Genomic DNA, 23,077 nt, shown 5'->3' with positions numbered 1-23,077 from the left:
CAATCTGTATATCCGGGACAGAATTCCCAAAGGTAGTCCGGCTTCCGCCGGGGCCGGCACCGACCGGCGCCCGCCACCCGAACTGCCGGTCCCCGCAGCGTTCCGGACCGGTGCTGAATGGAGCATTCGTATGCGCCAGTTGCCCTCCTTTGAGGACACGACCGACTTCGACAACGCCGACCGGGGCTTCCTCGGGGCACTGGTGCCGGCTGTGATCACCGCTGCCGACGGGCGGGTGGTGTGGGACAACGACGCTTACGGCTTCCTGCGGGGCGAGTGCCCCGACACGGTCCACCCGAGCCTGTGGCGGTAGGCGCAGCTGTGCGTGAAGCAGGGCCTGTACGAGGTCACCGAGGGCATCTACCAGGTTCGCGGGCTGGACCTGTCGAACATGACGCTCGTCGAGGGCGACTCCGGCGTGATCGTCATCGACCCGCTGATCTCCACGGAGTGTGCCGCGGCCGCGCTCGCGCTCTACCGCGAGCACCGCGGCGACCGGCCGGTCGCCGGCCTGATCTACACCCATTCGCACGGCGACCACTTCGGCGGCGCGCGCGGGGTCCTGCCGAAGGGCACCGAGCGCGACGTGCCGATTATTGCCCCGGCCGGGTTCCTGGAGCATGCGGTCAGCGAGAACGTCTACGCGGGCAACGCGATGACGCGCCGGGCGATGTTCATGTACGGCGACCGCCTGCCCAAGGCCCCCGACGGCCAGGTCAGCGCCGGACTCGGGATGACCACCTCCACCGGCACCCTCTCGCTGATCCCGCCGACACTGGACATCACCGCCACCGGGCAGGAGGAGACCGTCGACGGCGTGCGGATCGTCTTCCAGCTGACGCCGGGCACCGAGGCGCCGTCGGAGATGAACTTCCTGTTCCCGCAGCGCCGCGCGCTGTGCCTGGCGGAGAACGCCACCCACAACATGCACAACATCCTGACGCTGCGCGGGGCGGTCGTGCGCGACGCGCGTATCTGGTCGCGGTACCTCGACGAGGCGGTCGGCTTCTTCGACGGCGCCTACGACGTGGCCTTCGCCTCGCACCACTGGCCGACCTGGGGCGAGGAGAAGGTGGTTGAGCTGCTGGAGCAGCAGCGCGACCTGTACGCCTACCTGCACGACCAGACGCTGCGAATGCTCAACGCGGGCCTGACCGGCCCGGAGCTGGCCGAGGAGATGCAGCTGCCGCCCGCGCTGGAGCAGGCCTGGCACGCCCGGGGCTACTACGGCACGCTCAGCCACAACACCAAAGCCATCTACCAGCGCTACCTGGGCTGGTTCGACGGCAACCCGGCCCACCTGTGGGAGCACCCGCCGGTCGCGCAGGCCACGCGCTACGTGGACCTGGCCGGCGGCCCCGAGGCCGCGCTGACCAAGGCCCGCGGCTACATCGCCGACGGCGACCTGCGCTTCGCCGCCACGCTGCTGAACCACCTGGTCTTCGCCCATCCGGACGACACCGCCGCGAAAGAGGCGTTGGCCGGCGTCTACGAGAAGCTCGGGCACGGTGCGGAGAACGGCCCGTGGCGGAACTTCTACCTGATGGCGGCGGTGGAGCTGCGCGAGGGCCCGGGGACCGTGCAGTTGGACCCGGCCAACCCGGAGATGGCGATGGCCCTGACGACCGAGATGCTGATCGATTCCTTGGCGGTGCGCATCGACGGCCCGCGCGCCTGGGACGAGGACGTGACGATCGACTTCGCCCTCACCGACGAGGGGCGCCGCTACCGGCTGACCCTCCACAACGGCGCCCTCACCCATCGCGCGACCGCCCAGGACGCCGCCCCGAAGCGCCCGGCCGACTGCACGCTCACCTTGACCAAGCCGCAGTTGCTGGGCGTGTTCGCGGGCAAGGGCCTGGACGGTGTGCAGCACGAGGGCGATCCCGCCGCGCTGTCGCGGCTGTTCTCCTACGTCACCGAGCCCGACAAGTCCTTCGCCATCGTCACGCCGTAGTCGCCTTGGCCCCGGGGCCGGTGAGCGTCCCCCGGGGTCGTCAGGCGGCGGCGCAGGCCGCGATGAGCGAGGCCACCTGCGCCACCGCGGGGGAGCGGTCGACGGTGCGGCGGCCCAGGACGAGGTCGATGGTCTCGGTCTCGGCGAGCGGCACGTACGTGACGCCGTCGAGCCGCAGGCTCTGCACCGACTGCGGTACGAGGGCCACGCCGTGTCCGGCAGCCACGAGGACGACGAGGGTGGCGGTCTCCCCGACCTCGACCAGGGACGGGGGCTGGAAGCCCGCGCGGCGGCACGCGGCCAGGACGCGGTCGTGCATGGCGGAGCGCGCCTGGGCGGGATGGATGACGAACGGGTCCTCCGCCAGGGAGGCCAGCGCGATCCGCTCGGCGTGGGCCAGCGGGTGGTGCGCCGGCAGGACGGCGATCAGGGGTTCGGTGCGCAGCAGCGTGGTGTGCACGGACTCCGTCCAGGGGCCGGACCGGCAGACCGCGAGGTCGTAGGTGCCGTCGAGCAGGCCGTCCGCGAGCTGCGGCGCGAGCAGTTCGCCGCGCAGCTCCAGGGTGACGGCGGGCAGCTGGGCCCGTACGGCCCGGGCGACGCGCGGCAGGACGTCGTAGGTGGCGGTGCCGATGAAGCCGAGGGAGACGCGGCCCGCGTGGCCGGTGGCGAGTTCCGTCATGTGGGCGCGGGCGCGGTCGGCCTCGGTCAGCAGGGTGCGGGCGTAGCCGATCAGGTGCCGGCCGGCCTCGGTGAGTTCGACGTGCCGGGTGGAGCGGTGGAACAGCGGGGTGCCCAGCTCCCGCTCCAGCTGTTTGATCTGCTGGGACAGGGCGGGCTGGGCGACATGCAGGCGGGCCGCCGCGCGCCCGAAGTGGCACTCCTCGGCGAGCGTGAGGAAGTAGCGGACCTGTCGGAGCTCCATGCGCCCATTCTATAAACAACGCTTATCAATGGCGAACAACTCGGTCTTGGACGTGATGAGCCCGCCCGCCTACCGTTCGGACTGTGACCGACAGCTATGTGTACGCGGCAGCGAGAACACCCTTCGGCCGGTTCTCCGGCGCCCTGTCCGCCACGCGGCCGGACGACCTCGCGGCGCTCGCCGTGCGCGGGGTTCTGGCCAAGGCACCGGACCTCCAGCCGGGTGCGATCGACGACGTCATCTGGGGCAACGCGAACGGTGCGGGCGAAGACAACCGCAACGTCGGCCGGATGGCCGTGCTCCTGGCCGGACTGCCCACCTCGGTGCCCGCCACGACGGTGAACCGGCTGTGCGGCTCCTCGCTGGACGCGGCGCTCATGGCCTCGCGGGCCATCGAGACCGGCGACGCGGACATCGTGCTGACCGGCGGGGTCGAGTCGATGAGCCGGGCTCCATGGGTGCTGCCCAAGCCCGACCGGGCCTTTCCCGCCGGCAACATGACCGCCGTCTCCACCACCCTGGGGTGGCGGCTGGTCAACGCCCGCATGCCCAAGGAGTGGACGGTCTCGCTGGGCGAGGCCAACGAGCAGCTCGCCGAGCGCTACCCCAGCTCGCGGGAGCAGCAGGACACGTTTGCCGTCCGGTCGCACACCTTGGCGGACGAGGCCTGGACCGCCGGCTTCTACGACGACCTGGTGGTGCCGGTCGAGGCGGACGGCAAGGGAGAGACCCTGCGGCGTGACGAGGGCATCCGGCCCGGTTCCACGGTCGACCAGCTCGCCGCGCTCAAGCCGGCGTTCCGTCCCGACGGCGCGATCACGGCGGGCAACGCCTCGCCGCTGAGCGACGGAGCCTCGGCGGTGCTCCTGGGCTCGGGGGCGGCCGCGGCCCGGATCGGGATCGATCCGCTGGCCCGGGTCGCCGGGCGCGGGGTGTTCGCGCTCGACCCGCAGCTGTTCGGCTTCGCGCCGGTGGAGGCAGCGAACCGGGCGTTGCAGCGCGCGGGCATCGGCTGGTCGGACGTCGCCGCGGTCGAGCTCAACGAGGCGTTCGCCGTGCAGTCGCTGGCCTGCGTGAACGCATGGGGCATCGACCCGTCGATCGTCAACGCCAAGGGCGGCGCCATCGCGCTGGGCCATCCGCTGGGCGCCTCCGGCGGCCGGCTGCTGGGCACGCTGGCCCACCGATTGCGGGAGTCCGGCGAGCGCTGGGGCCTGGCGGCGATCTGCATCGGCGTCGGCCAGGCGCTCGCGGTGGTCCTGGAGAACGTGACCGGCACCAGTGCCGCGCCCGCGACGAGGCGATGACCATGCAGCTGTGTGACCACGCCGATGAGGCGGTCGCCGGGATCCAGGACGGCTCGACGGTGCTGGTCGGCGGGTTCGGGATGGCGGGGATGCCCGTCGCGCTGATCGACGCGCTCATCCGCCAGGGCGCCACGGATCTGACGGTGGTGTCCAACAACGCCGGCAACGGCGACACCGGCCTGGCCGCGCTGCTGGCGAAGGGTCGGGTCCGCAAGGTCGTGTGCTCCTTCCCCCGGCAGAGCGACTCCTACGTCTTCGACGCGCTGTACCGGGCGGGCCGGATCGAGCTGGAGGTGGTGCCGCAGGGCAGCCTCGCCGAGCGGATGCGGGCGGCCGGTGCCGGGATCGGCGCGTTCTTCTGCCCCACCGGAGCGGGGACCTTGCTGGCCGAGGGCAAGGAGACCCGCGTCATCGACGGCCGCCCCCACGTGCTGGAGTACCCGATCAAGGGGGACGTCGCGCTGATCGGCGCCCACCGGTCCGACCGCATGGGCAACCTCGTCTACCGCAAGACCGCCCGCAACTTCGGACCGGTCATGGCCACCGCCGCGACCACCGTGATCGCGCAGGTCCGCGAAGTCGTCGCGACCGGGATGCTCGACCCGGAGACCGTGGTGACGCCGAGCATCTACGTCGACCGCGTCGTCCAGGAGGCCACCGCGTGACCCCCCACCGCCCCGCCGACGGCGACCGACGCCCCCTGGGCCCGCACGACATCGCCGCGCTCATCGCCCGGGACATCCCCCACGGGGCCTTCGTCAACCTCGGGATCGGCCAGCCGACCCTCGTCGCCGACCACCTGCCGGCCGACTCCGGCGTGGTGCTCCACACCGAGAACGGCATGCTGCACATGGGCCCGGCGGCCCAGGGCGACGCGATCGACCTCGATCTCACCAACGCCGGCAAGGTCCCCGTGACCGAACTGCCCGGAGCGGCGTACTTCCACCACGCCGACTCCTTCGCCATGATGCGCGGCGGCCACCTGGACGTCTGTGTCCTGGGCGCCTTCCAGGTCTCGGCGGCAGGCGACCTCGCCAACTGGCACACCGGCGCCCCGGACGCCATTCCCGCCGTCGGCGGCGCGATGGACCTGGCGATCGGGGCCAAGCAGGTCTTCGTGATGATGACGCTCTTCACCAAGACCGGCGCCCCCAAGCTGGTCGCCGACTGCACCTACCCGCTGACGGGGACCGGTTGCGTCGACCGCGTCTACACCGACCTCGCCGTCTTCGACCTCACCGCGCGGGGCGTGGTGGTGCGCGAGACCTTCGGCACCACCGTCGAGGAACTCGCCGGCCGCCTGGACCTGCCGCTCCTGCCCGCCCGCGTTTGACGTCAGCGGTCGGCCGCGGGGCGTTCACCGGCGACGCGGGGGTGCGCCCCCGCGCGGTGCGTGCGGCGCCCGAGCGAAGGCAGTAGAAAGAAGTCCATGACGGCACGCAGTACCCACGCCACCGGAAGTCGAGGCGACGGTGCGCACCGGGGAGGACGCCTGCTACGAGGGGGACATCGCCACCGTCCTCGGCGGTGTTCTCGCGCTCGCGCCCACCGACCGTCCGCGCGCCGTGACCCCGGACGGCCTGCGGCATCCGCTGCCCGCAGCCTGGGCCGGCAGCGCACTTGCGAGAGGGGCCGCATGACCGCCGAACACGATGCCGCCGCCGACCGGGAGCAGGCGGTCACCGATGAGGTGCTCGCCAGCTTCGACCGGACCGCCGACCCGCGGCTGCGCGAGGTGATGCAGAGCCTGGTCCATCACCTGCACTCCTTCGCCCGCGAGGTCCGGCTCACCGAGGCGGAGTGGGAGCGGGCGATCGCGTTCCTCACCCGCGCGGGACACCTCACCGACGACCGCCGCCAGGAGTTCATCCTGCTGTCCGACGTGCTGGGCCTGTCGATGCTGGCCGTGGCCATCAACGAGACGCGAGCTCCCGGGGCGACCGAGGCGACGGTCTTCGGCCCCTTCTTCGTCGACGGTGCCCCCGAGATCCCCCTCGGCGGCGACCTCGCCCACGGGGCGGCGGGCACACCATGCCATGTCTCGGGGCAGGTGCGCTCCGCGGACGGCAGCCCGCTCCCCGACGTGCGGCTGGATGTCTGGGGAGCCGACGAGGACGGTTTCTACGACGTCCAGTACCCCGGCGATCGCTCGGCGGGGCGCGGCTGGCTGCGGACGGGTCCCGACGGCACCTACCGCTTCTGGACGGTGCTGCCGACGCCGTATCCGATTCCTCACGACGGTCCGGTCGGCGATCTCCTGGCCGCTGCCGGGCGCGGCCCGATGCGGCCGGCGCACCTGCACTTCAAGGCCACCGCGCCGGGCCACCGCCCCTTGATCACCCACGTGTTCGTGGCGGGCGATCCCTACCTGGGCTGCGACGCGGTGTTCGGCGTCAAGGACAGCCTGGTCGTGGCCGTCGACCACCACACCGCCGGAACGGCACCGGACGGATCACACGCCCAGGGCGCCTGGACGAGCATGGCCTTCGACCTGGTGCTCGTCCCCGACGCCGCCGGCTGACCGCCTCAGCGGGCGCGGCCCTGGGCGGCTGCGGCCAGGGCGCGCCCGGTGAGGGAGTCCTTGCGCCGCTTCAGCTCGGCCGGCGGGCCGGCGAACAGCAGGCGGCCACCATCGGCCCCGGCGCCCGGCCCGATGTCGATCACGTGGTCGGCCTGGGCGACGACCCGCAGGTTGTGCTCGACCACGACCAACGTGGCGCCGGCGTCCACCAGCTCGGCGAAGAGCACGTCGAGGCGTTCCACGTCGCTGGGGTGCAGGCCGGTGGTCGGCTCGTCGAGCACGATCCGCTCCTCGGCGAAGTCGGGCGAGCTGCTGAGGTGGCGGGCCAGCAACAGGCGCTGCTTCTCCCCGCCGGACAGGGTGTCGAGCGACTGCCCGACGGCGATGTAGCCCAGCCCGACCCGCTCCAGCCATTGCATCGCCCCGACGATGTCGGGGTGGTCGGGGAGGAGCGCTGCCAGGGGGCCCGCCGACATCTTCAGCACGTCCGCGATCGTGTGCCCGTCGAGCGTGACCTCCAGGGTGGTCGGGTTGAAGCGCTCCCCTGCGCAGACGTCGCAGGGCGTCGCCACGTCGTCGAGGAAGGCTAGCTCGGTGGTGATGTACCCCTTGCCCTTGCACAGCGGGCAGGCGCCCTTGGAGTTGAAGCTGAACCAGGCCGCCTCCAGTCCGGAGGCGGCGCTGAACGCGGCACGCACGCTGTCGGCCACGCCGAGGATGCTCAGCGACATCGACCGCACCCCGCCGCGCAGCGGATCCTGCCCGACCACCGTGAACTCGGGATGCTGGCGGGGCAGTTCGCTGGTCGCCAGGGAACTCTTGCCCGACCCCGCCACACCCGTGACCGCGGTGAGGACGCCGATCGGGATGTCGACGTCGAAGCCGGTGAGGTTGTGGGCGGTGGCGTTCTTGACGCGGGCGTGGCCCCGCGGCGTGCGGACTGTTCGCCGCAACGTCAGGGGCGTCGACAGCAACCGTCCGGTGACCGTGTCGCCCGCGCGCAGCGCCGCCGGGGACCCCTCGAACTGCACCAGACCGCCCTGGGCACCGGCCCCCGGCCCCACGTCGATCACATGGTCGGCGATGCCGATGACCTGCGGGTGGTGCTCGACGACCAGGACGGTGTTGCCCGCGTCGCGCAGGCGCAGCAGGAGCTGGTTGAGGCGTTGCACATCGGCGGGGTGCAGGCCGGTCGAGGGCTCGTCGAAGACATAGGTGATGTCGGTCAGGGCGCTGCCGAGGTGCCGGACGATCTTCACGCGTTGTGCCTCGCCGCCCGACAGCGTCGCGGACGCGCGGTCCAAGGAGAGGTAGCCGAGTCCGACCGAGAGCAGGGCGTCCAGGGTGTGGCGGATGCCGGCGAGGGCCGGCTCCACCCGGGGGTCCTTCACCGTGTCCAGGAGCTTGCGCAGTCCGGCCACGGACATCGCCAGCCAGGTCACGATCGACCGGCCGTCGATGAGGCTGGCGCGGGCGGCGGCGTTCAGGCGCGCGCCGTCGCACTCCGGGCAGACACGATGCGTCGTCAGGTGGTCCAACTCCTCGCGCACCTGCGAGGAGATCTTCGTCGGGCGGTTCTTCACAAACACGTCCCGCATGCGGGTGACGACGCCGTCGAAGCGGGCGGTCCTGGGGAAGCGCGGGTCCGGGTTGGGCAGCTTGAGCTGGTCCGCGTAGAGGAAGAGGTCCATCTCCTCGGCGGTGTAGTCCTTCAGCGGCTTCTCCCGGTCGAACAGTCCGCAGTAGGCGAACCGCTTCCAGCGGTAGACGCCGGGCCGGAACTGGCTGAACCGCACCGGGCCCTCGTTGATGTTCTTCTCCGGGTCGATCAGCTCGTCGACATCGATATCGACGACCGTGCCGAGCCCTTCGCAGTGGGGGCACATCCCCGCCGGGTCGTTGAAGGAGTACGCGGGCGAGTAGCCGGCCGAGGGCTCGCCGATCCGGGAGAAGACGAGTCGGATCAGCGGGGCCAGGTCCGCGGCGGTCGCGACGGTCGACCGGGCGTTGCCGGTGAACCGCCGCTGATCGATGATGGCCGTGAACGTCAGCCCGCTCATCGACTGCACCTCGGGCGCCGGCATCTGCGGAAGCCGGTTGCGCACGAACGACGGGTACGAGTCGTTGACCAGGCGCTGCGCCTCGGCGGCGATCGTGTCCAGCACGAGTGAGGACTTGCCGGAGCCGGAAATGCCGGTGACGACCGTCAGTGCCTTCTTCGGGATGTCGACGGTCACATTGGCGAGATTGTTGGTCGTTGCCCCGACGACACGGATGACGGCTTCGCCTGCTCCAGCGTGAGTGACCATGGCCGCCATCATAGATTTCGCCATCTGGGGAGCCGCCGTCCCACGCGGGCAGGCCGCAGCTTCTCGCGCGCGGGGACCGGCGTTCAGCTGCTTCGCGGACGTCCCTCAACCCCGCGCGGGCGCACTCGCTGCGGTGTCGAGGCGGATGTCCTCGATGGAGGCGTCCAGGAAGGTGGCCAGGTCCTGCGCCTCGGTGTGCACAGCCTTCTGTTCCGGGGCGGTGAGGGGACGCAAGGGGCTGATGCGGAGTTGCTGCTCGCGCACGGTCCAGGTGGCGGTGACGCGTCCGTCGACCAGGACGGTGCGGTGGCCGGCGACGGACAGCCCGAGGTGGGCGGCGTCGATGATGCGGCTGCGGTCGTGGTAGCCGAGGATGGCGTTGTCGAAGGCCGGCAGGAACCGGACGGGGGCCGGGGTGTCGCGGTCGGGGCGCGGTGCGTCGGGCAGGTCGAGCAGTTCGCGGCCGCGTTCGTCGCGGAAGACGACGAGTTCGTCCCGGGCGGCCTTGAGGGCGGCGGGCAGGCCGGCCAGGCCGCACCAGGCCCGCAGATCCGCGCTGGCGGCGGGCCCGTAGGCGGCGAGGTAGCGGTGCAGCAGGCGCTGTCCGACCGGATCGCCGTCCTCCGCGGGCAGCGGGTCGACGTCCCGCCCCAGCCAGGTGCTCAACGGCAGGTTCCGGACGCCGCCGGTCCGCTGCCACAGGCCGCGGGGCGGGAGTTGGGCCATGGGGATGAGGGCGGCGACGAGCAGTTCGCCCAGCACTCGGCGGGGCGGACCGGGCCAGCGGTCCTCAAGTGCTTGGACGAGCTCGGTCATGGTGCGCGGCTGCCCGTCGGCCATGACCGCGCGACCCGCGGCACCGACCGCGTCCACGTCGATGCCGGCCAGTTCGCTCCGGTAGGTCCCCAGCACGCGCTGGCGCAGCATGGTGTCGTGGCGGGCGCGCCAGGCGAGCGCGTCGTCGGCGGTGACGAGATGGACCGTGCGCCGCATCAGGTGTGTGCGCACCACCGTGCGACCGGTCAGCGCGTCGTCCAGGTGGGCGGGCGCGAAGGCCGCCAGGCGGGACCACAGCCCGGTGAAGGGTTCCTGTGGCTCCTGCGCCTGCAGCCCGCACAGGTGGGCCACAGCCTGCGGCACGGCGAGGGCGCTGCGCTCGAGCAGGTGCTGGCGGGCGAGAGTGGCGCGGTTGAGGGCGCGGGCGTCAAGGACGGTCATGGCCGCTCCCGAGCCCGGTCGCCCCTGGGCGCGCCGTTGTGGTGTTCACACCGGCCCATCCTGCCGAACATCACGGCACCCGGGCCGCAGGCTCCGCCGTCGGGGTCGGCCCGTCCCAGCTTCCTTGCCGTCACGCTGTTTCACTGCCTTTCGTTGTCGTCGGGGGTCGGCGTCCGGGCCGCCCGATGGGCTGCGGCGGCCCGGACGGCTGGTCAGCCGTTGTACGGAGCGGCGACGTCCAGCACCCAGGTGATGCCGAAGCGGTCGGTGAGCATGCCGTACAGCGGCGCCCACTGCGCGGGCTGCAGCGGGCTCACGATGGTCGAGCCCTGGGCGAGCTTGCCCCACAGGGTGCTGATCTCGTCGGAATCGGCGCTCCGCACGGAGACGAAGAACGGGTTCTCGCCCTGGTTCCAGGGCAGCTGCGAGGGCACGTCGTAGGCCATGATGTGGAAGCCGTCGGCGCCGGTGACCTGGCCCCACATCACCCAGTCCGCCTCGCTGTCGTCGCGTACGGCGCCCGCGTCCTGGTAGGTGACCGCGACGGTGGTTCCGCCGAAGACGGACTGGTAGTAGTCCAGTGCCTCCCGGGCGGTGCCCCGGAAGTTCAGGTGAGTGGTGGTCGTGACGGACATGACCTGCTCCTTGCCTCGGTGTGACCCCTGTGCGCCGCTCGGCCGTCGATGCCGAGCAGTGGTGCCGTGACCAGGGGGCATGCCTCCCTGGCGGCTCAGGTGCCACGATGGCAGGGGTAGAGGACAGGGTGTGTCCGGTACTCCGGGCAGGATGGGGTCATGCAGAAGACGTCCGCCCGCCTGCTGGCGCTGCTCGCGCTGCTGCAGACGCCCCGCGACTGGTCCGGCGAGGACCTCGCCGAGCGGCTGGGCATCACCTCGCGCACCGTGCGCCGCGACATCGACCGCCTGCGGGAACTCGACTACCCGATCACGACCGTCAAGGGGCCGGCCGGCGGCTACCGGTTGCAGGCCGGCGCGCACCTGCCGCCCCTGCTGTTCGACGATGAGCAGGCCGTCGCCCTGGCCGTCGCGCTGCAGACCGTGGCCGCGGGCCCCACCCTCGCCGAGGACGCGGCCCGCGCGCTGGCCACCCTCCGCCAGGTCATGCCGCCCCGCCTGCGCCACCGCATCGACCTGCTGCGCATCACCGCCGTCCCCGTGCCCCCGGCGGCCGGCGACGCCCCCGAGGTCGCCGCCCAGGTCCTGCTGGATCTCGGCCGTGCGATCCGCGCCCGCGAGGAGCTGCGCTTCGACTACGCGGCGGGGGCCGGTACGGCAGGCCAGGACGTTCGCCGCGTGCACCCCCACCACCTGGTCACCTGGCGCCATCGTTGGTATCTGGTGGCCTGGGACCTCCATCGCGAGGACTGGCGGACCTTCCGCGTCGACCGCGTCCGGCCCCGTACCCCGACCGGCCCCCGCTTCGCCCCGCGCGACCTGCCCGGCGGCACCGTCGCCACCTTCGTCACCGGTCGCTTCCGCGGCACCGACGGCACCACCGCCGACTGGCCCTGTCGCGGCGACGTCATTCTCCGCCTCCCGGCCGCCGACGTCGTCCCCTTCGCCCAGGACGGCATCGTCGAGGAACTCGGACCCCACCACTGCCGGCTGATCCTCGGCTCCTGGTCCTGGACCGGACTGGCCGCCGCCCTCGGCCGCTTCGACACCGACATCGACGTCATCGGCCCACCCCAACTGGCCGCCGCCTTCGCGGATCTCGCCGTCCGCTACGGCCAGGCCGCCCGCACCGCCGGACCGGCGAGCGGCCCGGTGCGCTGAGAGCACCCCGCGTGCAGGTGGTGGCCGGTGCGCCTCAGCGCGCGGTGGGGCTGGCCGTCGCCTGCGGGGCCGGGCCGACGGTCGGCATACCAAGGTCGGCCGGTCCGGGGGCCGTGCGGCAGGCCGCCGCCCGGCGCCGGTGCCGTACGCGGAGGGCGCCGAGTGCGGCGGCCACGGCCACCACCGCCAGGACGGGCATCCACACGGCGGCGATCGCGGAGGTGGCGCCGATGCCGCCGAGGACGGCCAGGACCGGGCCCGCGCAGCACACCGCGCAGGCGGCGACAGCGGCCGCGCCGGCGCCGAGGGTGCCCCACGGACGGGACGGGCGGGGAGCAGGGGCGGTCATGTGGTGGCTCCGCAGAGGTCGGCCAGCATCCCGGCGGCGGACTCGGGCGCCCGCACCTCCAGTTGCAGCGCGGTCGGGGTCAGGTGCAGGGTGAAGTCGAAGAACGGGCAGCAGCGCTGCTCCGCCGCGGCGAGCGCGGCGACCGTGCCGGTGAGTTCGACGTCGGCGGGAAAGGACAGCCTTACGCCGTCGGGGATGTCCTCGCGGCCGCCGGCCTGGGCGACCAGGTGCTGCCACTGCGCGGTGCGCTCGCTCCGCTCGGCGCCGTCCAGGGTGCAGGTCACCGGGGTGTCTTGCCAGGGGGTGGCGGCCGGGCTAGGGCGGAGGGGCGCCAGCGTGATCGGCACGGGCCCGGCCGGCGCCGGGCCGGTCGTGGTGCAGCCGCACTCCGGACCGCACGATCCCGCGGGCGCCGGGCCCGCGAGTTCGGTGTGCACGGCGGCCAGGTGCGCGGAGAAGGCGCGGAGTTCGGCGATCCGGCCGTCGGTCTGTGTGATCCGGTCCGCGACCAGTGCCAGCATCTGCGCCCGGACCGAGGAACACACCCCTTGTTCGCGGACGTCGAGCAGGTCGCGGATCTCCTCCAGGGCCAGGCCCAGGAGCTTGGCCGAGGAGATGAACGCCAGGCGCTCGACCGCCGCCTCGCCGTACATCCGGTATCCGGCCGGGGTGCGGTCGGCGCAGAGCAGTCCGGCGTCCTCGTAGAAGCGCAGCGTGGTGGCCGGGACGCCGGAGCGTTCGGCCAGCTGTGAGATGCGGTAGGTCGTCACACCGGCGACGGTAGACCTTCGACCCGACTCGAAGGTCAAGCGCTGCGAGCCGCGACGCACCTCCCCGGCCGGTGCCTTGGCCACTGCGTCAGTCCCGTTCCGGCCCGGTCTGCCCGGTGGGCCGGGCCGCGCGCCGGGCGGATGCGACGCCCTCCAGGCGGTGGCCTCCTACCTGATGGGTGTGAGGCCCTCGGCCTGTCCTGTGCCCCTGCTGATACGGACTCAGCGGCCGGGATCACTTCGGAAGTGATCGACATAGCGTTGGTGCGGCGCCAATGCCCCGGCCGATGCCGTCGCTACCAGCACGCACCGGGCGGCCACGACCGTGCCGGGACCGGCCGCCGCTCGGGCCGGTCCCCTGGTTACCGTCCCTCTGTTGCCGCGTCCATGAGGGAGTCGGCAGCGGTGCGGGCGGGGTGGTGGGGGCTGAGGAAGACCGTGATCCCGGTGTCGCCCGGGGCGGGGCGGATGGGTTGGGTCCATCCCAGGCGCTGGTAGAAGCGCACGGCGGACGTGGCGCGCAGGGAGGTCAGCAGCCAGCACCGGCCGTCCGGGGCGCCGTCGGCGATCGCGGCGAGCAGCGTGGCGCCGAGGCCGCCGCCCCGGTGCCCGGGTCCGACGGCGAGCTCGTCCACCTGCCGCGCGCCGCCCAGCCACGCTGTGGTCCGCTCCGGCCCCAGGGCGGCGGTGACCTGCGGGTAGGAGCGCTCGGAGGGGAGGGTCGGGGGAGTGGTCCAGGCGGTGGCGAAGCCCGCGAGGACGCTTCCGTCCCAGGCGAGGGCGGCGACGAACCCCGGCCGTAGGGCGTCGGCGGCCAGCCGGGCGCGGAACCGGGCGGCGTCCTGCTCGTCCTCGTTCCAGGGAGGAGCGCTGAACACCGCGGTGTAGAGGCGCTGCAGGGCGTCCGCGTGCTCGAGGACGTCGGCGGCGCCGAGGTGCTGGATGCGGGGGGTGCGGGTGGTGGTCATCAGGCGGCTCGCACGGTGCGGGCGACCGGGTGCAGGGTCGCGAAGGCCAGTGGTGCGGAGGGGGCGATCGATACGTCCAGCGGGGCGGGGTGCCCTCCGGCCCGTACCAGCAGGTCGCCGACGGCGGCGATCATCGCCCCGTTGTCCGTGCAGAGTCCCAGCGCCGGCACCCGCAGGGCGACGCCCGCGGCGGCACACCGCTGCTCGGCGAGGGAGCGCAGGCGGGAGTTGGCGGCGACGCCGCCGACGCCGCCGACGATGAGAAGCGTTCCCACGCCGTACTCGGCGCAGGCCGCCAGCGCCTTGCGGGTGAGCACGTCCGCGACGGCTTCCTGCAGGGAGGCGGCGCCGTCGGCCAGGGGGAGTTCGCGGCCGGTGCCGCGGAACTGCTCCGCCCAGCGGGCCGCGGCTGTCTTCAGTCCGGAGAAGGAGAAGTCGTAGGGCGCGTCGCGGTGCCCGGTCAGCGGGCGGGGGAAGCGGACCGCGTGCGGGTCGCCGCCGCGGGCGGCCCGGTCCACGGCGGGGCCGCCGGGATAGGGCAGCCCGAAGACCCGGGCGACCTTGTCGAAGCACTCGCCGGCCGCGTCGTCCAGGGTGTCGCCGAGGTGGATGATCCGGTCACGGGCCAGGTCGCGCACCAGCAGCAGCGAGGTGTGGCCGCCGGAGACGATCAGGACGACGCAGGGGTTGGGCAGGGGGCCGTGCTCCAAGGTGTCGGCCGCGACGTGCCCGGCCAGGTGATGGACCCCGTACAGCGGCACGTCCAGCGCGTAGGCGAGGGATTTCGCCCCGGCCAGCCCGACGTGCAGGGCGCCGGAGAGTCCGGGGCCGGTCGTCACCGCGATCGCGCCGATGTCCGCACGGCCCAACCCGGCGCCGTCCAGTGCCCGGCGTACCACCGGCAGCAGGGAGTGCACGTGGGCGCGGGCGGCGATCTCCGGCACCACCCCGCCGTAGCGGGCGTGTGCGTCCATGCTCGACGCGACCGCGTGCCCCAGCAGCACGCCGTCGCGCACCAGGCCTACGCCGGTCTCGTCACAGGACGACTCGATCCCCAACACCACTGTCGAGCGCGCCATGCCGCCCCCTTCTGCCATTAGATCGCTATTGCAATATGTGTGCAATAAGAATAGGGGAGGTCGGGCCCGCCTGTCCCGCGCGGGGAGCGCCCATCTTGGATTTCGGCTACCGGGGCTTCTCACGCCTCCGGCCTATCCGCATCTGGCGGTGGAGCAATCCGCCTGGTGGAGTGGTGGGGGACTCCGCCCGTCCGAGAACGGAAGGCCCCCGCATGCCGGAATCAACGCCGTCCTACAGCGACCTGCGCGCCCTGGTCATCAACTGCACGCTCAAGCGCTCCCCCGAGCGCAGCCACACCGAGGGCCTGATCGACGTCAGCCGCGGCATCCTGGAGCGCCAGGGGGTGGCGGTCGAGGTCCTGCGGGCGGTGGACCACGACATCGCCACCGGCGTCTGGCCCGACATGACCGAACACGGATGGGCCGCCGACGCCTGGCCCGGCATCTACCGGCAGGTCATGGCCGCCGACATCCTGATCCTCGCCGGACCGATCTGGCTGGGGGACAACTCGTCGGTGATGAAGCAGGTCATCGAGCGGCTGTACGCCTGCTCGTCGATCCTCAACGACGCCGGGCAGTACGCGTACTACGGCCGGGTCGGCGGATGCCTGATCACCGGCAACGAGGACGGGGTCAAACACTGTGCGATGAACATCCTCTACAGCCTGCAGCACCTCGGCTACACCATCCCGCCCCAGGCCGACGCCGGATGGATCGGTGAGGCAGGCCCCGGCCCCTCCTACCTGGACGAGGGCTCGGGTGGCCCGGACAACGAGTTCACCAACCGCAACACCACGTTCATGACGTGGAACCTGCTGCACCTGGCGCGGATGCTCAAGGACGCGGGCGGCATCCCCGCCTACGGGAACCAGCGCTCCGAGTGGGACGCCGGCTGCCGCTTCGACTTCGAGAACCCCGAACACCGCTGACCGCAGCGGGCCGTCCGGTCGCCGCCGGGCACCCGACCCCCGTCCACGGCCACCACCCCGGACGGCCGGCGCGCGAAGCGCACATCGCCCGCGCGACGGGGCGGCAACCGATGGTCCGTCAGATCCCCGTCTGGCGCGAAAGGGCCGTGACCGCCGTGGAGTTGTGGACGCTGAAGACCACCGTTCCCGGCAGGTAGCGGTCCTGCGACCACTCCACCGGCGCGCCCGCCGGGTCGGTGGTGTGCCGCCGCTCGCGCAGCAGCGGGTCGCCCACCGCGCACTCCAGCAGCCGGGCGTCGTCGGCGTCGGCGAGGGCCAGGTCGATGGTGTGGTGGGCGTCGGTGAACAGCACGCCGCGCTCCTGGAGCGGCACGGTGTGCGAGACGGCGAGCGGATCGAGCGCCGCGACCAGGGCGCCCACGTGCACGGGGTAGACGGACCGCTCCACCATCACCGGGACGCCCGACAAGGTGCGCACCCGCAGCACCCGGTAGACCTCGGCGCCCGGCTCCAGGCGCAGGCGTTCGCGTTCGACCTCGTCGGCGGGGCCGCAGACGATCTCCACCGTCCGGCCGCCGGGCTCCTCGCCGATGGAGCGGGCCCAGCGCGCGAAGCTGACCAGTTCCGCGAAGCTCTGCACCCGGGCGGTGCCCAGCACGACCCGGCGGGTGCCGCGCCGGGAGGTGACCAGGCCGTCGGAGCGCAGCACGGCCAGCGCCTGGCGCACGGTGCCGCGCGAGATGCCGTAGCGGGCGGCGAGTTCGCTCTCGGCGGGCAGGCGGCCGCCGGAGCCGTAGGCGCCGTCGGCGATGGCCTGCCGGAGGTCGGCGGCCACCTTCCGGTACATCGTCTGCCGGCCGTCCGCCACGCTGCTCCCTCGCTCGTTTCCCCGCTCCGGCCACCGAGCCTAGCCCCCGGTTCCGGGGCGCTCGCGGCGTTCGTGCGACCGCCGCCGGGACTCAGTGATCCGTTCACCTTCCCGACACGGACCTCCGGCGTACTGGGCTCGCGTCGTTCAAGTTGTACAGCCAACCCTGGCCATGTCCATGGAGAGTCCCGTGTTTCTGCCCCGTCCCCGGGCTGCCGCCCTCGCAGGTGTCCTCGCCGTGGCCGCGCTCGGCCTCAGTGCCTGTGGCGCCGCACCCACCGAGACCACCGCGGCCGACGGCAAGAAGAGCGCCGCCACCGCCACCTCCGCCGCCGACCTGGGCGGGATGGACGCCCTGGTCGCCGCCGCGAAGAAGGAGGGCACGCTCAACGCGATCGCCCTGCCGCGCGACTGGGCCAACTACGGTGCGCTCATCGACGGCTTCAGCAAGAAGTACGGCATCAAGGTCGAGGTCGAGAACCCCGACGCCTCCAGCCAGATCGAGCTCAGCGCGATCACCTCCCGCAAGGGCCAGGACCGTGCCCCCGACGTCGTCGACCTCGGCAGCGCCTTCGCCCTGAGCGGTGCGCAGCAGGGCCTGTTCGCGTCGTACAAGGTCGCCGACTACGACAAGATCCCGGCCGCCCAGAAGGACGTCCAGGCCCGCTGGTACTACGACTACGGCGGCTACGTGTCGATCGGCTGCGACGCCAAGCGCGTCAAGGAGTGCCCGGCGACCTTCGCGGACCTGCTCAAGCCGCAGTACAAGGGCCAGGTGGCGCTGAACGGCAACCCGACGAAGTCCGGCTCGGCCTTCGGCGGCGTGTACGCGGCGGCCATCGCCAACCACGGCTCGTTCGACAACATCCAGCCCGGCCTGGACTTCTTCGGGCAGCTGAAGAAGGCCGGCAACTACAACCCGGTGGAGTCCACCCCGGCGACCGTCCAGAAGGGCGAGACGCCCATCAGCATCGACTGGGACTACCTCAACGCCGGGTACACCGACGAGTTCCAGTCCAAGAACGTGGACTGGAAGGTGTCGATCCCCAGCGACGGGGTCTACGCCCAGTACTACGCGCAGGCCGTCAACAAGGACGCGCCGCACCCGGCCGCCGCCCGGCTGTGGGAGGAGTACCTCTACAGCGCCGAGGGCCAGAACCTGTGGCTCAAGGGATACGCCCGCCCGGTGCTGATGGACGCCCTCAAGGGCGCCGGCACCCTGGACGCCGCGGCCGCCGCCAAGCTGCCCGCCGTCGCCGGCACCCCGGCCTTCCCGACGCCTGCGCAGGTGGACGCGGCCAAGAAGGCCGTCACCCAGGGCTGGGCCAAGGCCGTCTCCTGATGCTGCGCAAGACCAAGGCGCCGGCCGGGATGCTGGCGGCGCTGCCCCTCGTGCTGTTCATGCTGGTGGCGTTCGGCCTGCCCGCCGCCGCCATGCTGACCGGCGCCTTCAGTACGTCGAACGACGCGCCCGGCGGCGCGCGGTGGACGACGGCGAACCTCACGGACTCCGTGCAGGGCGCCTACCTCACCGGGCTGCTCAGCAGCGTCAAGCTCTCCGCGCTGTCCGCGCTGCTGGCCGCCGTGCTCGGACTGCCGCTCGCGCAGGCCGTGGTGACCTCGCGTCACCGCGCCCTGCGCGAGGGTGTCCTCGCCGCGTCCGGGGTGCTCGCCAACTTCGGCGGGGTCCCGCTCGCGTTCGCGTTCATCGCCACCCTCGGCAACGCCGGCGTTCTCACCGAGCACCTGGGCCTGACCGGGGCCGGCTGGAGCCTGTACACGTTCTGGGGCCTGGTCGTGGTCTACCTGTACTTCCTGCTGCCGCTGATGGTCCTGGCCATCACCCCGGCGCTGGAAGGGCTGCGCACGCAGTGGCGCGAGGCCGCGCAGAACAACGGCGCCACCGGCTGGCAGTACTGGCGGCACGTCGCCCTGCCGGTCCTGGCACCGTCCCTGCTCGGCGGCTACGTGCTGCTGTTCGGCAGCGCCTTCGCCGCCTACGCCACTGCCGCGGCCCTCGGCAGCGGCTCGGTGCCGCTGATCACCGTGCAGATCGCCGATGCCCTGTCCGGCAACGTCCTGGTCGGCCAGGGCAACATCGCGCTCGCGCTCAGCTTGGACATGGTCGTCGTCGCCGGGCTCGTCATGGCGGTCTACGTCCCCCTCCAGCGAAGGAGCGCCCGATGGCTCGACTGACCCGCACGCCGCTGTGGCGCGGCGCCGTCGGCCTGCTGGCCGGCCTGTACTTCCTCATCCCGGTCGCCGCCTCGGTGATCTTCACCGTGGATGTGCCGGGCCAGGGCTTCACCTTGGGGGCCTACCGCGGCATCCTCGGCGCGGACGGCTTCGCCGACAGCCTGCTGCTCACTGTGGAGCTGGCCGCCGCGACCATCGTGCTGGTGATGCTGCTGCTGGTCCCGGCGCTGGTCGCGGTCCGGCTCGGCGCACCGCGGCTGCGGCCGGTGCTGGAGATCATCTGCTCGCTGCCGCTGGTCGTCCCGTCGGTGGCGCTGGTCTCCGGCTACAGCAGCGTGCTGCGCTGGGGCCCCGAGCACCTGGCGCGCACCCCGCTGTTCCAGACCTTCACCGCCGTGCAGGACAAGCGGTTCCCGTTCGTCCTGGTCCTCGCCTACACGGTGATGGCGCTGCCGCTGGCCTACCGGGCGCTGGACGCAGGCCTGCGCGTGGTCGACGTCCGCGTGCTGGTGGAGGCCGCCCGCAGCTGCGGGGCGAGCGCACCGCGCGCCGTACTGCAGGTGGTGCTGCCCAATTTGCGCGGCGCCCTGCTCAACGCGTCGTTCCTCACCCTGGCGCTGGTCCTGGGCGAGTACACCGTCGGCGCGCTGCTGGGCTACCAGCCGTTCGCCGTGTGGATCGTCAACACCGGCGGCGACCAAGCACAGCTGTCGGTGGCCGTCTCGGTGCTGAGCCTGGTGGTCACCTGGCTGCTGCTGCTGGTGTTCGCCGCCCTGGGCCGCGACCGAACCCGTTCCCTGCCCCGCACATCCCGCCGGGCCGGCCGCGACGCGGCCGCTGCCCTGACTCCCGCACAGGAGGTGGCATGACCGCCGCCACGGCCCCACCGGCCCCGTCGTCCGCCCCGTCGTCGCCCACGGCGGCCACCACCGTCGAGTTCCGGTCGCTGCGCAAGGCGTTCGGCGCCACCGTCGCCCTCGACGGCCTGGACCTGACCGCCCGCCCCGGGGAACTGCTGGCGCTGCTCGGCCCGTCCGGCTGCGGCAAGACCACCGCCCTGCGGATGCTGGCCGGCTTCGAGCGGCCCGACGCCGGCCAGGTGCTCCTCGACGGCCAGGACATCAGCGCGGTGCCCGCGCACCGCCGGGATGCCGGGATGGTCTTCCAGTCCTACAGCCTGTTCCCGCACCTGACGGCCGCCGACAACGTCGCGTTCGGCCTGAAGATGCGCCGCACCGGCGCCGCCGAGCGCCGCTCGCGCGCCCATGAGCTGCTGGAGCTGGTCGGGCTGCCGCAGCACGCCGCCCGCTACCCGCACCAGCTCTCCGGCGGTCAGCAGCAGCGCGTGGCGCTGGCCCGCGCGCTGGCGCTGCGGCCCAAGGTGCTGCTGCTGGACGAGCCGCTGTCGGCGCTGGACGCCAAGGTCCGGGTCACGCTGCGCGAGGAGATCCGCCGGCTGCAGCAGGAGCTGCGGATCACCACCGTGTTCGTCACCCACGACCAGGAGGAGGCGCTGTCGACCGCCGACCGGGTCGCGGTGATGCGCGACGGCCGGCTCGAGCAGGTCGCCGCCCCCGCCGAGCTGTACGACACGCCCGCGACCGCGTTCGTCGCCGAGTTCGTCGGCACCATGAACCGGCTGCCGGGCGTCATGGCCGACGGGGACGTGGAGGTGTTCGGGCAGCGGCTGCCGGTGCGCGGTACCGCCCCCGCGCACGGCCCGGTCGACGTCCTGGTCCGGCCGGAGGCCCTGGAGGCCGCCGCGGACGCCGACGGCCGCTCCCGGGTGCTGACCGCCGCCTTCCACGGCGCGGTCACCCGGCTGACCTTGGCGCTGCCGGACGGTGCGACCGTCAAGGCGGACGTGCCCAGCCACCGCGCGGCCACCTTGCCGGCCGGCGCGAGCGTCACCGTGACCCTGCCGCAGCGCCCGGTGCTCGTCGACGGACCCGCCGCGTGACGCTGCAGGCGGTGCTCTTCGACATGGACGGCACGCTCGTCGACACCGAAGGGGTGTGGTGGGACGCGGCCGCCGCGACCGCGTCCACCCTCGGCTACCCGCTGACCGAGGCGGACGTCCCCGACGTGCTGGGCCGGTCGGTCGCCCACACCACCGGCCATCTGCGCACGGCCACCGGGACCGACCGCCCCCACGCGCAGCTGGCGGCCGAGCTCGAGGCCCGCTTCGCCGCCCTGGTGGCCCGCGAGGTCCGGCCGCTGCCCGGCGTGACCGCCCTGCTGGCCGACCTGCGGGCACAGGGGGTGACGACGGCCCTGGTGACGGCGTCACCGCGGCGCGTCGTGGAGTTGGTGCTCGATGTGCTCGGCCGCGAGCACTTCGCCCTGTCCGTCACCGCCGACGACACCACCCGCACCAAACCGGCCCCCGACCCGTACCTGGCCGCCGCCCGGCTGCTCGGCGCCTCCCCGGCCCGCTGCGTCGCCGTGGAGGACACCCCCACGGGGGTGGCGTCCGCCGAGGCCGCGGGCTGCCAGGTGCTGGCCGTCCCGTCCGTCGTCCCGATCCCGCCCGCCCCGGGCCGCACGGTGCTGCGCAGTCTGGAGCAGGCCGGGCCCGCCCTGCTGCGCTCCCTGGTCGAGGACGCACGGCCCGGCGGCGCCCACGGGTGAGGCGGAGGCCCGCACCGGGGGAGGTGCGGCCTGACGGGGGACGCGGTGGCTGCCCGCGCCTGCGCCGTGCGCTGCCGGGGCGGAGGCCGTTCCGGGGCGGGTCGCGCGACGATCACCGGTTGCCGGTTGCCACGGGACACCCGACGATGATCGGGAGGAGACGGGCGCCCCGTGCGCACCACTGGGCGCCGCCGGCGCCCGACGGGTGCCGGCGGCCGTGTCTCCCGCTCGCAAGGGCGCTGGGAGGTCGGCATGGTGTACTTCGCCCATTCCATGGACCGTTTGGTGGACGACGGGCTGGCCGGGTTCGCCCGCGCCCACGGTGATCTCGTCCGCTGGCACCCCGACGACGGCTTCGTGCAGGCACGCCACCCCGCCCCCACCCGCCGGGTGGCCCTGGTGTCCGGCGGCGGCTCGGGGCACGAGCCCCTGCACCTGGGGTTCGTCGGGGCCGGCATGCTCGATGCGGCGTGCCCGGGCCGGCTCATGGCCTCCCCGCACAACCGCCAGATCTTCCAGGCCTCGTGCGCGGTCGCTCAGCCGGGTGGCGTACTGCACCTGGTGAAGAACTACACCGGTGACCGCATCAACTTCGGGATCGCGGCCGAACGCCTCGCGCAGCAGGGCATCGCGTGCGCGCGGGTGCTGATCGACGACGACCTGGCCTCGGAGTCCCCCGACACGGCCGTCGGCCGCCGCGGCACCGCGGCGACCGTCCTGATCGAGAAGGTGCTCGGCGCGGCCGCCGACACCGGCCTGGGGCTGCGCGAGCTCACCGAGCTGGGCACGGAGCTGGCCGCTCGCTCCCGCAGCCTGGCCGTCGCCTCGGCCGCCCACACCTCGCCCGCCACCGGCCGGCCCGCGTTCACCCTGCCACCCGATGAGCTCGAATTCGGGGTCGGTATCCACGGCGAGCGGGCCAAGAGCTCGATCGCGCGGCGGCCGCTGGACGAACTGGTGGCCACGATGACCGAAGCACTGGTCCAGGCGCTGGCCCTCCGGCGCGGCACCGGCGTGATCGTCCTGGTCAACGGGCTGGGCGCGGTGACCCAACTGGAGCTGTACGCGGTCCTGCACGAGACGGCCCAGCTCCTGGACCGGCTCGGGCTGGTCCTGGAGCGCTCCTTGGTGGGCTCGTTGGTGACCGCGCTGGACATGAGGGGCTTCTCCCTCACGCTGATGCAGGCCGACGACGCCGTCGTGAAGTTCTACGACGCGCCGGCACGGACGCCTGCCTGGCCCCGTTGATCAGGA

22 protein-coding genes and 1 pseudogene are annotated in these 23,077 nt (G+C 73.0%); 14 read left to right on the top strand and 9 right to left on the bottom strand.

Going from position 1 to position 23,077, the window contains the following annotated elements:
• The first annotated feature begins 130 nt into the window (after window positions 1–130).
• Window positions 131–1,957: pseudogene (locus ABZ721_RS12275) on the top strand (alkyl sulfatase dimerization domain-containing protein).
• Between the two features lie 40 nt (window positions 1,958–1,997).
• Here the strand turns inward: ABZ721_RS12275 and ABZ721_RS12270 are convergent.
• On the bottom strand, window positions 1,998–2,882 hold the full coding sequence (locus tag ABZ721_RS12270; RefSeq protein WP_358788564.1) for a LysR family transcriptional regulator: 885 nt from the start codon (window positions 2,880–2,882) through the stop codon (window positions 1,998–2,000).
• Between the two features lie 83 nt (window positions 2,883–2,965).
• Here ABZ721_RS12270 and ABZ721_RS12265 point away from each other — a divergent pair, with 83 nt between their 5' ends.
• The 5 genes from ABZ721_RS12265 to ABZ721_RS12245 all read left to right on the top strand — a co-directional run bounded on the left by ABZ721_RS12265 (window position 2,966) and on the right by ABZ721_RS12245 (window position 6,710).
• Window positions 2,966–4,189, top strand: coding sequence for a thiolase family protein (locus ABZ721_RS12265; protein ID WP_358788563.1), 1,224 nt, complete (start codon window positions 2,966–2,968; stop codon window positions 4,187–4,189).
• On the top strand, window positions 4,186–4,854 hold the full coding sequence (locus ABZ721_RS12260) for a 3-oxoacid CoA-transferase subunit A (RefSeq protein WP_358788562.1): 669 nt from the start codon (window positions 4,186–4,188) through the stop codon (window positions 4,852–4,854). Before ABZ721_RS12265 ends, ABZ721_RS12260 begins: the two co-directional genes overlap by 4 nt.
• A complete protein-coding gene (locus ABZ721_RS12255) occupies window positions 4,851–5,522 on the top strand; it encodes a 3-oxoacid CoA-transferase subunit B (RefSeq protein WP_358788561.1) in 672 nt (223 codons plus the stop codon). The genes ABZ721_RS12260 and ABZ721_RS12255 overlap by 4 nt, the downstream gene beginning before the upstream one ends.
• Before the next feature lie 139 nt (window positions 5,523–5,661).
• On the top strand, window positions 5,662–5,829 hold the full coding sequence (locus ABZ721_RS12250) for a hypothetical protein (RefSeq protein ID WP_358788560.1): 168 nt from the start codon (window positions 5,662–5,664) through the stop codon (window positions 5,827–5,829).
• Entirely contained in the window at window positions 5,826–6,710 is an 885-nt protein-coding gene (locus tag ABZ721_RS12245) for a dioxygenase (RefSeq protein ID WP_358788559.1), read from the top strand. Before ABZ721_RS12250 ends, ABZ721_RS12245 begins: the two co-directional genes overlap by 4 nt.
• 5 nt (window positions 6,711–6,715) lie before the next feature.
• On the opposite strand, the gene ABZ721_RS12240 is transcribed toward ABZ721_RS12245, so the two are convergent.
• From ABZ721_RS12240 to ABZ721_RS12230, 3 genes are all read right to left on the bottom strand, one after another.
• Entirely contained in the window at window positions 6,716–9,019 is a 2,304-nt protein-coding gene (locus ABZ721_RS12240) for an excinuclease ABC subunit UvrA (RefSeq protein ID WP_358788558.1), read from the bottom strand.
• 105 nt (window positions 9,020–9,124) lie between these two features.
• Window positions 9,125–10,237, bottom strand: a complete 1,113-nt coding sequence (locus ABZ721_RS12235; RefSeq protein WP_358788557.1) for a winged helix DNA-binding domain-containing protein — start codon at window positions 10,235–10,237, stop codon at window positions 9,125–9,127.
• Between the two features lie 212 nt (window positions 10,238–10,449).
• Window positions 10,450–10,872, bottom strand: coding sequence for a VOC family protein (locus ABZ721_RS12230; RefSeq protein WP_358788556.1), 423 nt, complete (start codon window positions 10,870–10,872; stop codon window positions 10,450–10,452).
• A gap of 159 nt (window positions 10,873–11,031) precedes the next feature.
• On the opposite strand from ABZ721_RS12230, the gene ABZ721_RS12225 reads away from it, so the two are divergent.
• Entirely contained in the window at window positions 11,032–12,033 is a 1,002-nt protein-coding gene (locus ABZ721_RS12225; protein ID WP_358788555.1) for a WYL domain-containing protein, read from the top strand.
• Between the two features lie 34 nt (window positions 12,034–12,067).
• On the opposite strand, the gene ABZ721_RS12220 is transcribed toward ABZ721_RS12225, so the two are convergent.
• The 4 genes from ABZ721_RS12220 to tsaD all read right to left on the bottom strand — a co-directional run bounded on the left by ABZ721_RS12220 (window position 12,068) and on the right by tsaD (window position 15,199).
• Window positions 12,068–12,382: a hypothetical protein gene (locus tag ABZ721_RS12220; RefSeq protein ID WP_358788554.1), complete on the bottom strand. Its 315-nt coding sequence runs from the start codon at window positions 12,380–12,382 to the stop codon at window positions 12,068–12,070.
• Window positions 12,379–13,152: a heavy metal-responsive transcriptional regulator gene (locus ABZ721_RS12215; RefSeq protein WP_358788553.1), complete on the bottom strand. Its 774-nt coding sequence runs from the start codon at window positions 13,150–13,152 to the stop codon at window positions 12,379–12,381. Before ABZ721_RS12215 ends, ABZ721_RS12220 begins: the two co-directional genes overlap by 4 nt.
• Window positions 13,153–13,514: 362 nt before the next feature.
• Window positions 13,515–14,120, bottom strand: coding sequence for a GNAT family N-acetyltransferase (locus ABZ721_RS12210; RefSeq protein ID WP_358788552.1), 606 nt, complete (start codon window positions 14,118–14,120; stop codon window positions 13,515–13,517).
• On the bottom strand, window positions 14,120–15,199 hold the full coding sequence (tsaD, locus tag ABZ721_RS12205; RefSeq protein WP_358788551.1) for a tRNA (adenosine(37)-N6)-threonylcarbamoyltransferase complex transferase subunit TsaD: 1,080 nt from the start codon (window positions 15,197–15,199) through the stop codon (window positions 14,120–14,122). Before tsaD ends, ABZ721_RS12210 begins: the two co-directional genes overlap by 1 nt.
• Before the next feature lie 212 nt (window positions 15,200–15,411).
• On the opposite strand from tsaD, the gene ABZ721_RS12200 reads away from it, so the two are divergent.
• Window positions 15,412–16,128 carry a flavodoxin family protein gene (locus ABZ721_RS12200; protein ID WP_358788550.1) on the top strand — a complete coding sequence of 239 codons (717 nt, stop codon included), beginning with the start codon at window positions 15,412–15,414 and terminating at the stop codon, window positions 16,126–16,128.
• Between the two features lie 118 nt (window positions 16,129–16,246).
• Here ABZ721_RS12200 and ABZ721_RS12195 read toward each other — a convergent pair whose 3' ends face one another.
• The gene (locus ABZ721_RS12195; protein WP_358788549.1) at window positions 16,247–16,996 is read right to left on the bottom strand and encodes a GntR family transcriptional regulator; all 750 of its coding nucleotides are present in this window, start codon (window positions 16,994–16,996) and stop codon (window positions 16,247–16,249) included.
• 178 nt (window positions 16,997–17,174) lie between these two features.
• On the opposite strand from ABZ721_RS12195, the gene ABZ721_RS12190 reads away from it, so the two are divergent.
• The 6 genes from ABZ721_RS12190 (at window position 17,175) to ABZ721_RS12165 (ending at window position 23,071) form a co-directional block, all read left to right on the top strand.
• Window positions 17,175–18,338 (top strand): ABC transporter substrate-binding protein, encoded by a 1,164-nt coding sequence (locus ABZ721_RS12190; RefSeq protein WP_358788548.1) that lies wholly within the window; start codon window positions 17,175–17,177, stop codon window positions 18,336–18,338.
• Entirely contained in the window at window positions 18,338–19,192 is an 855-nt protein-coding gene (locus ABZ721_RS12185) for an ABC transporter permease subunit (protein ID WP_358788547.1), read from the top strand. Before ABZ721_RS12190 ends, ABZ721_RS12185 begins: the two co-directional genes overlap by 1 nt.
• Entirely contained in the window at window positions 19,180–20,061 is an 882-nt protein-coding gene (locus ABZ721_RS12180) for an ABC transporter permease subunit (RefSeq protein ID WP_358788546.1), read from the top strand. Before ABZ721_RS12185 ends, ABZ721_RS12180 begins: the two co-directional genes overlap by 13 nt.
• The gene (locus tag ABZ721_RS12175; protein ID WP_358788545.1) at window positions 20,058–21,152 is read left to right on the top strand and encodes an ABC transporter ATP-binding protein; all 1,095 of its coding nucleotides are present in this window, start codon (window positions 20,058–20,060) and stop codon (window positions 21,150–21,152) included. Before ABZ721_RS12180 ends, ABZ721_RS12175 begins: the two co-directional genes overlap by 4 nt.
• Complete coding sequence (locus tag ABZ721_RS12170) at window positions 21,149–21,823, top strand: HAD family phosphatase (protein ID WP_358788544.1); 675 nt, start codon at window positions 21,149–21,151, stop codon at window positions 21,821–21,823. The genes ABZ721_RS12175 and ABZ721_RS12170 overlap by 4 nt, the downstream gene beginning before the upstream one ends.
• A gap of 252 nt (window positions 21,824–22,075) precedes the next feature.
• Complete coding sequence (locus tag ABZ721_RS12165) at window positions 22,076–23,071, top strand: dihydroxyacetone kinase subunit DhaK (RefSeq protein ID WP_358788668.1); 996 nt, start codon at window positions 22,076–22,078, stop codon at window positions 23,069–23,071.
• Window positions 23,072–23,077: the final 6 nt, after the last annotated feature.

This window comes from Streptomyces sp. NPDC006733 (assembly GCF_040636125.1).
Lineage (GTDB): Bacteria > Actinomycetota > Actinomycetes > Streptomycetales > Streptomycetaceae > Actinacidiphila.
The sequence above is the reverse complement of the archived record's forward strand: the minus strand, read 5'-3'. Positions and strand labels throughout refer to the sequence as shown.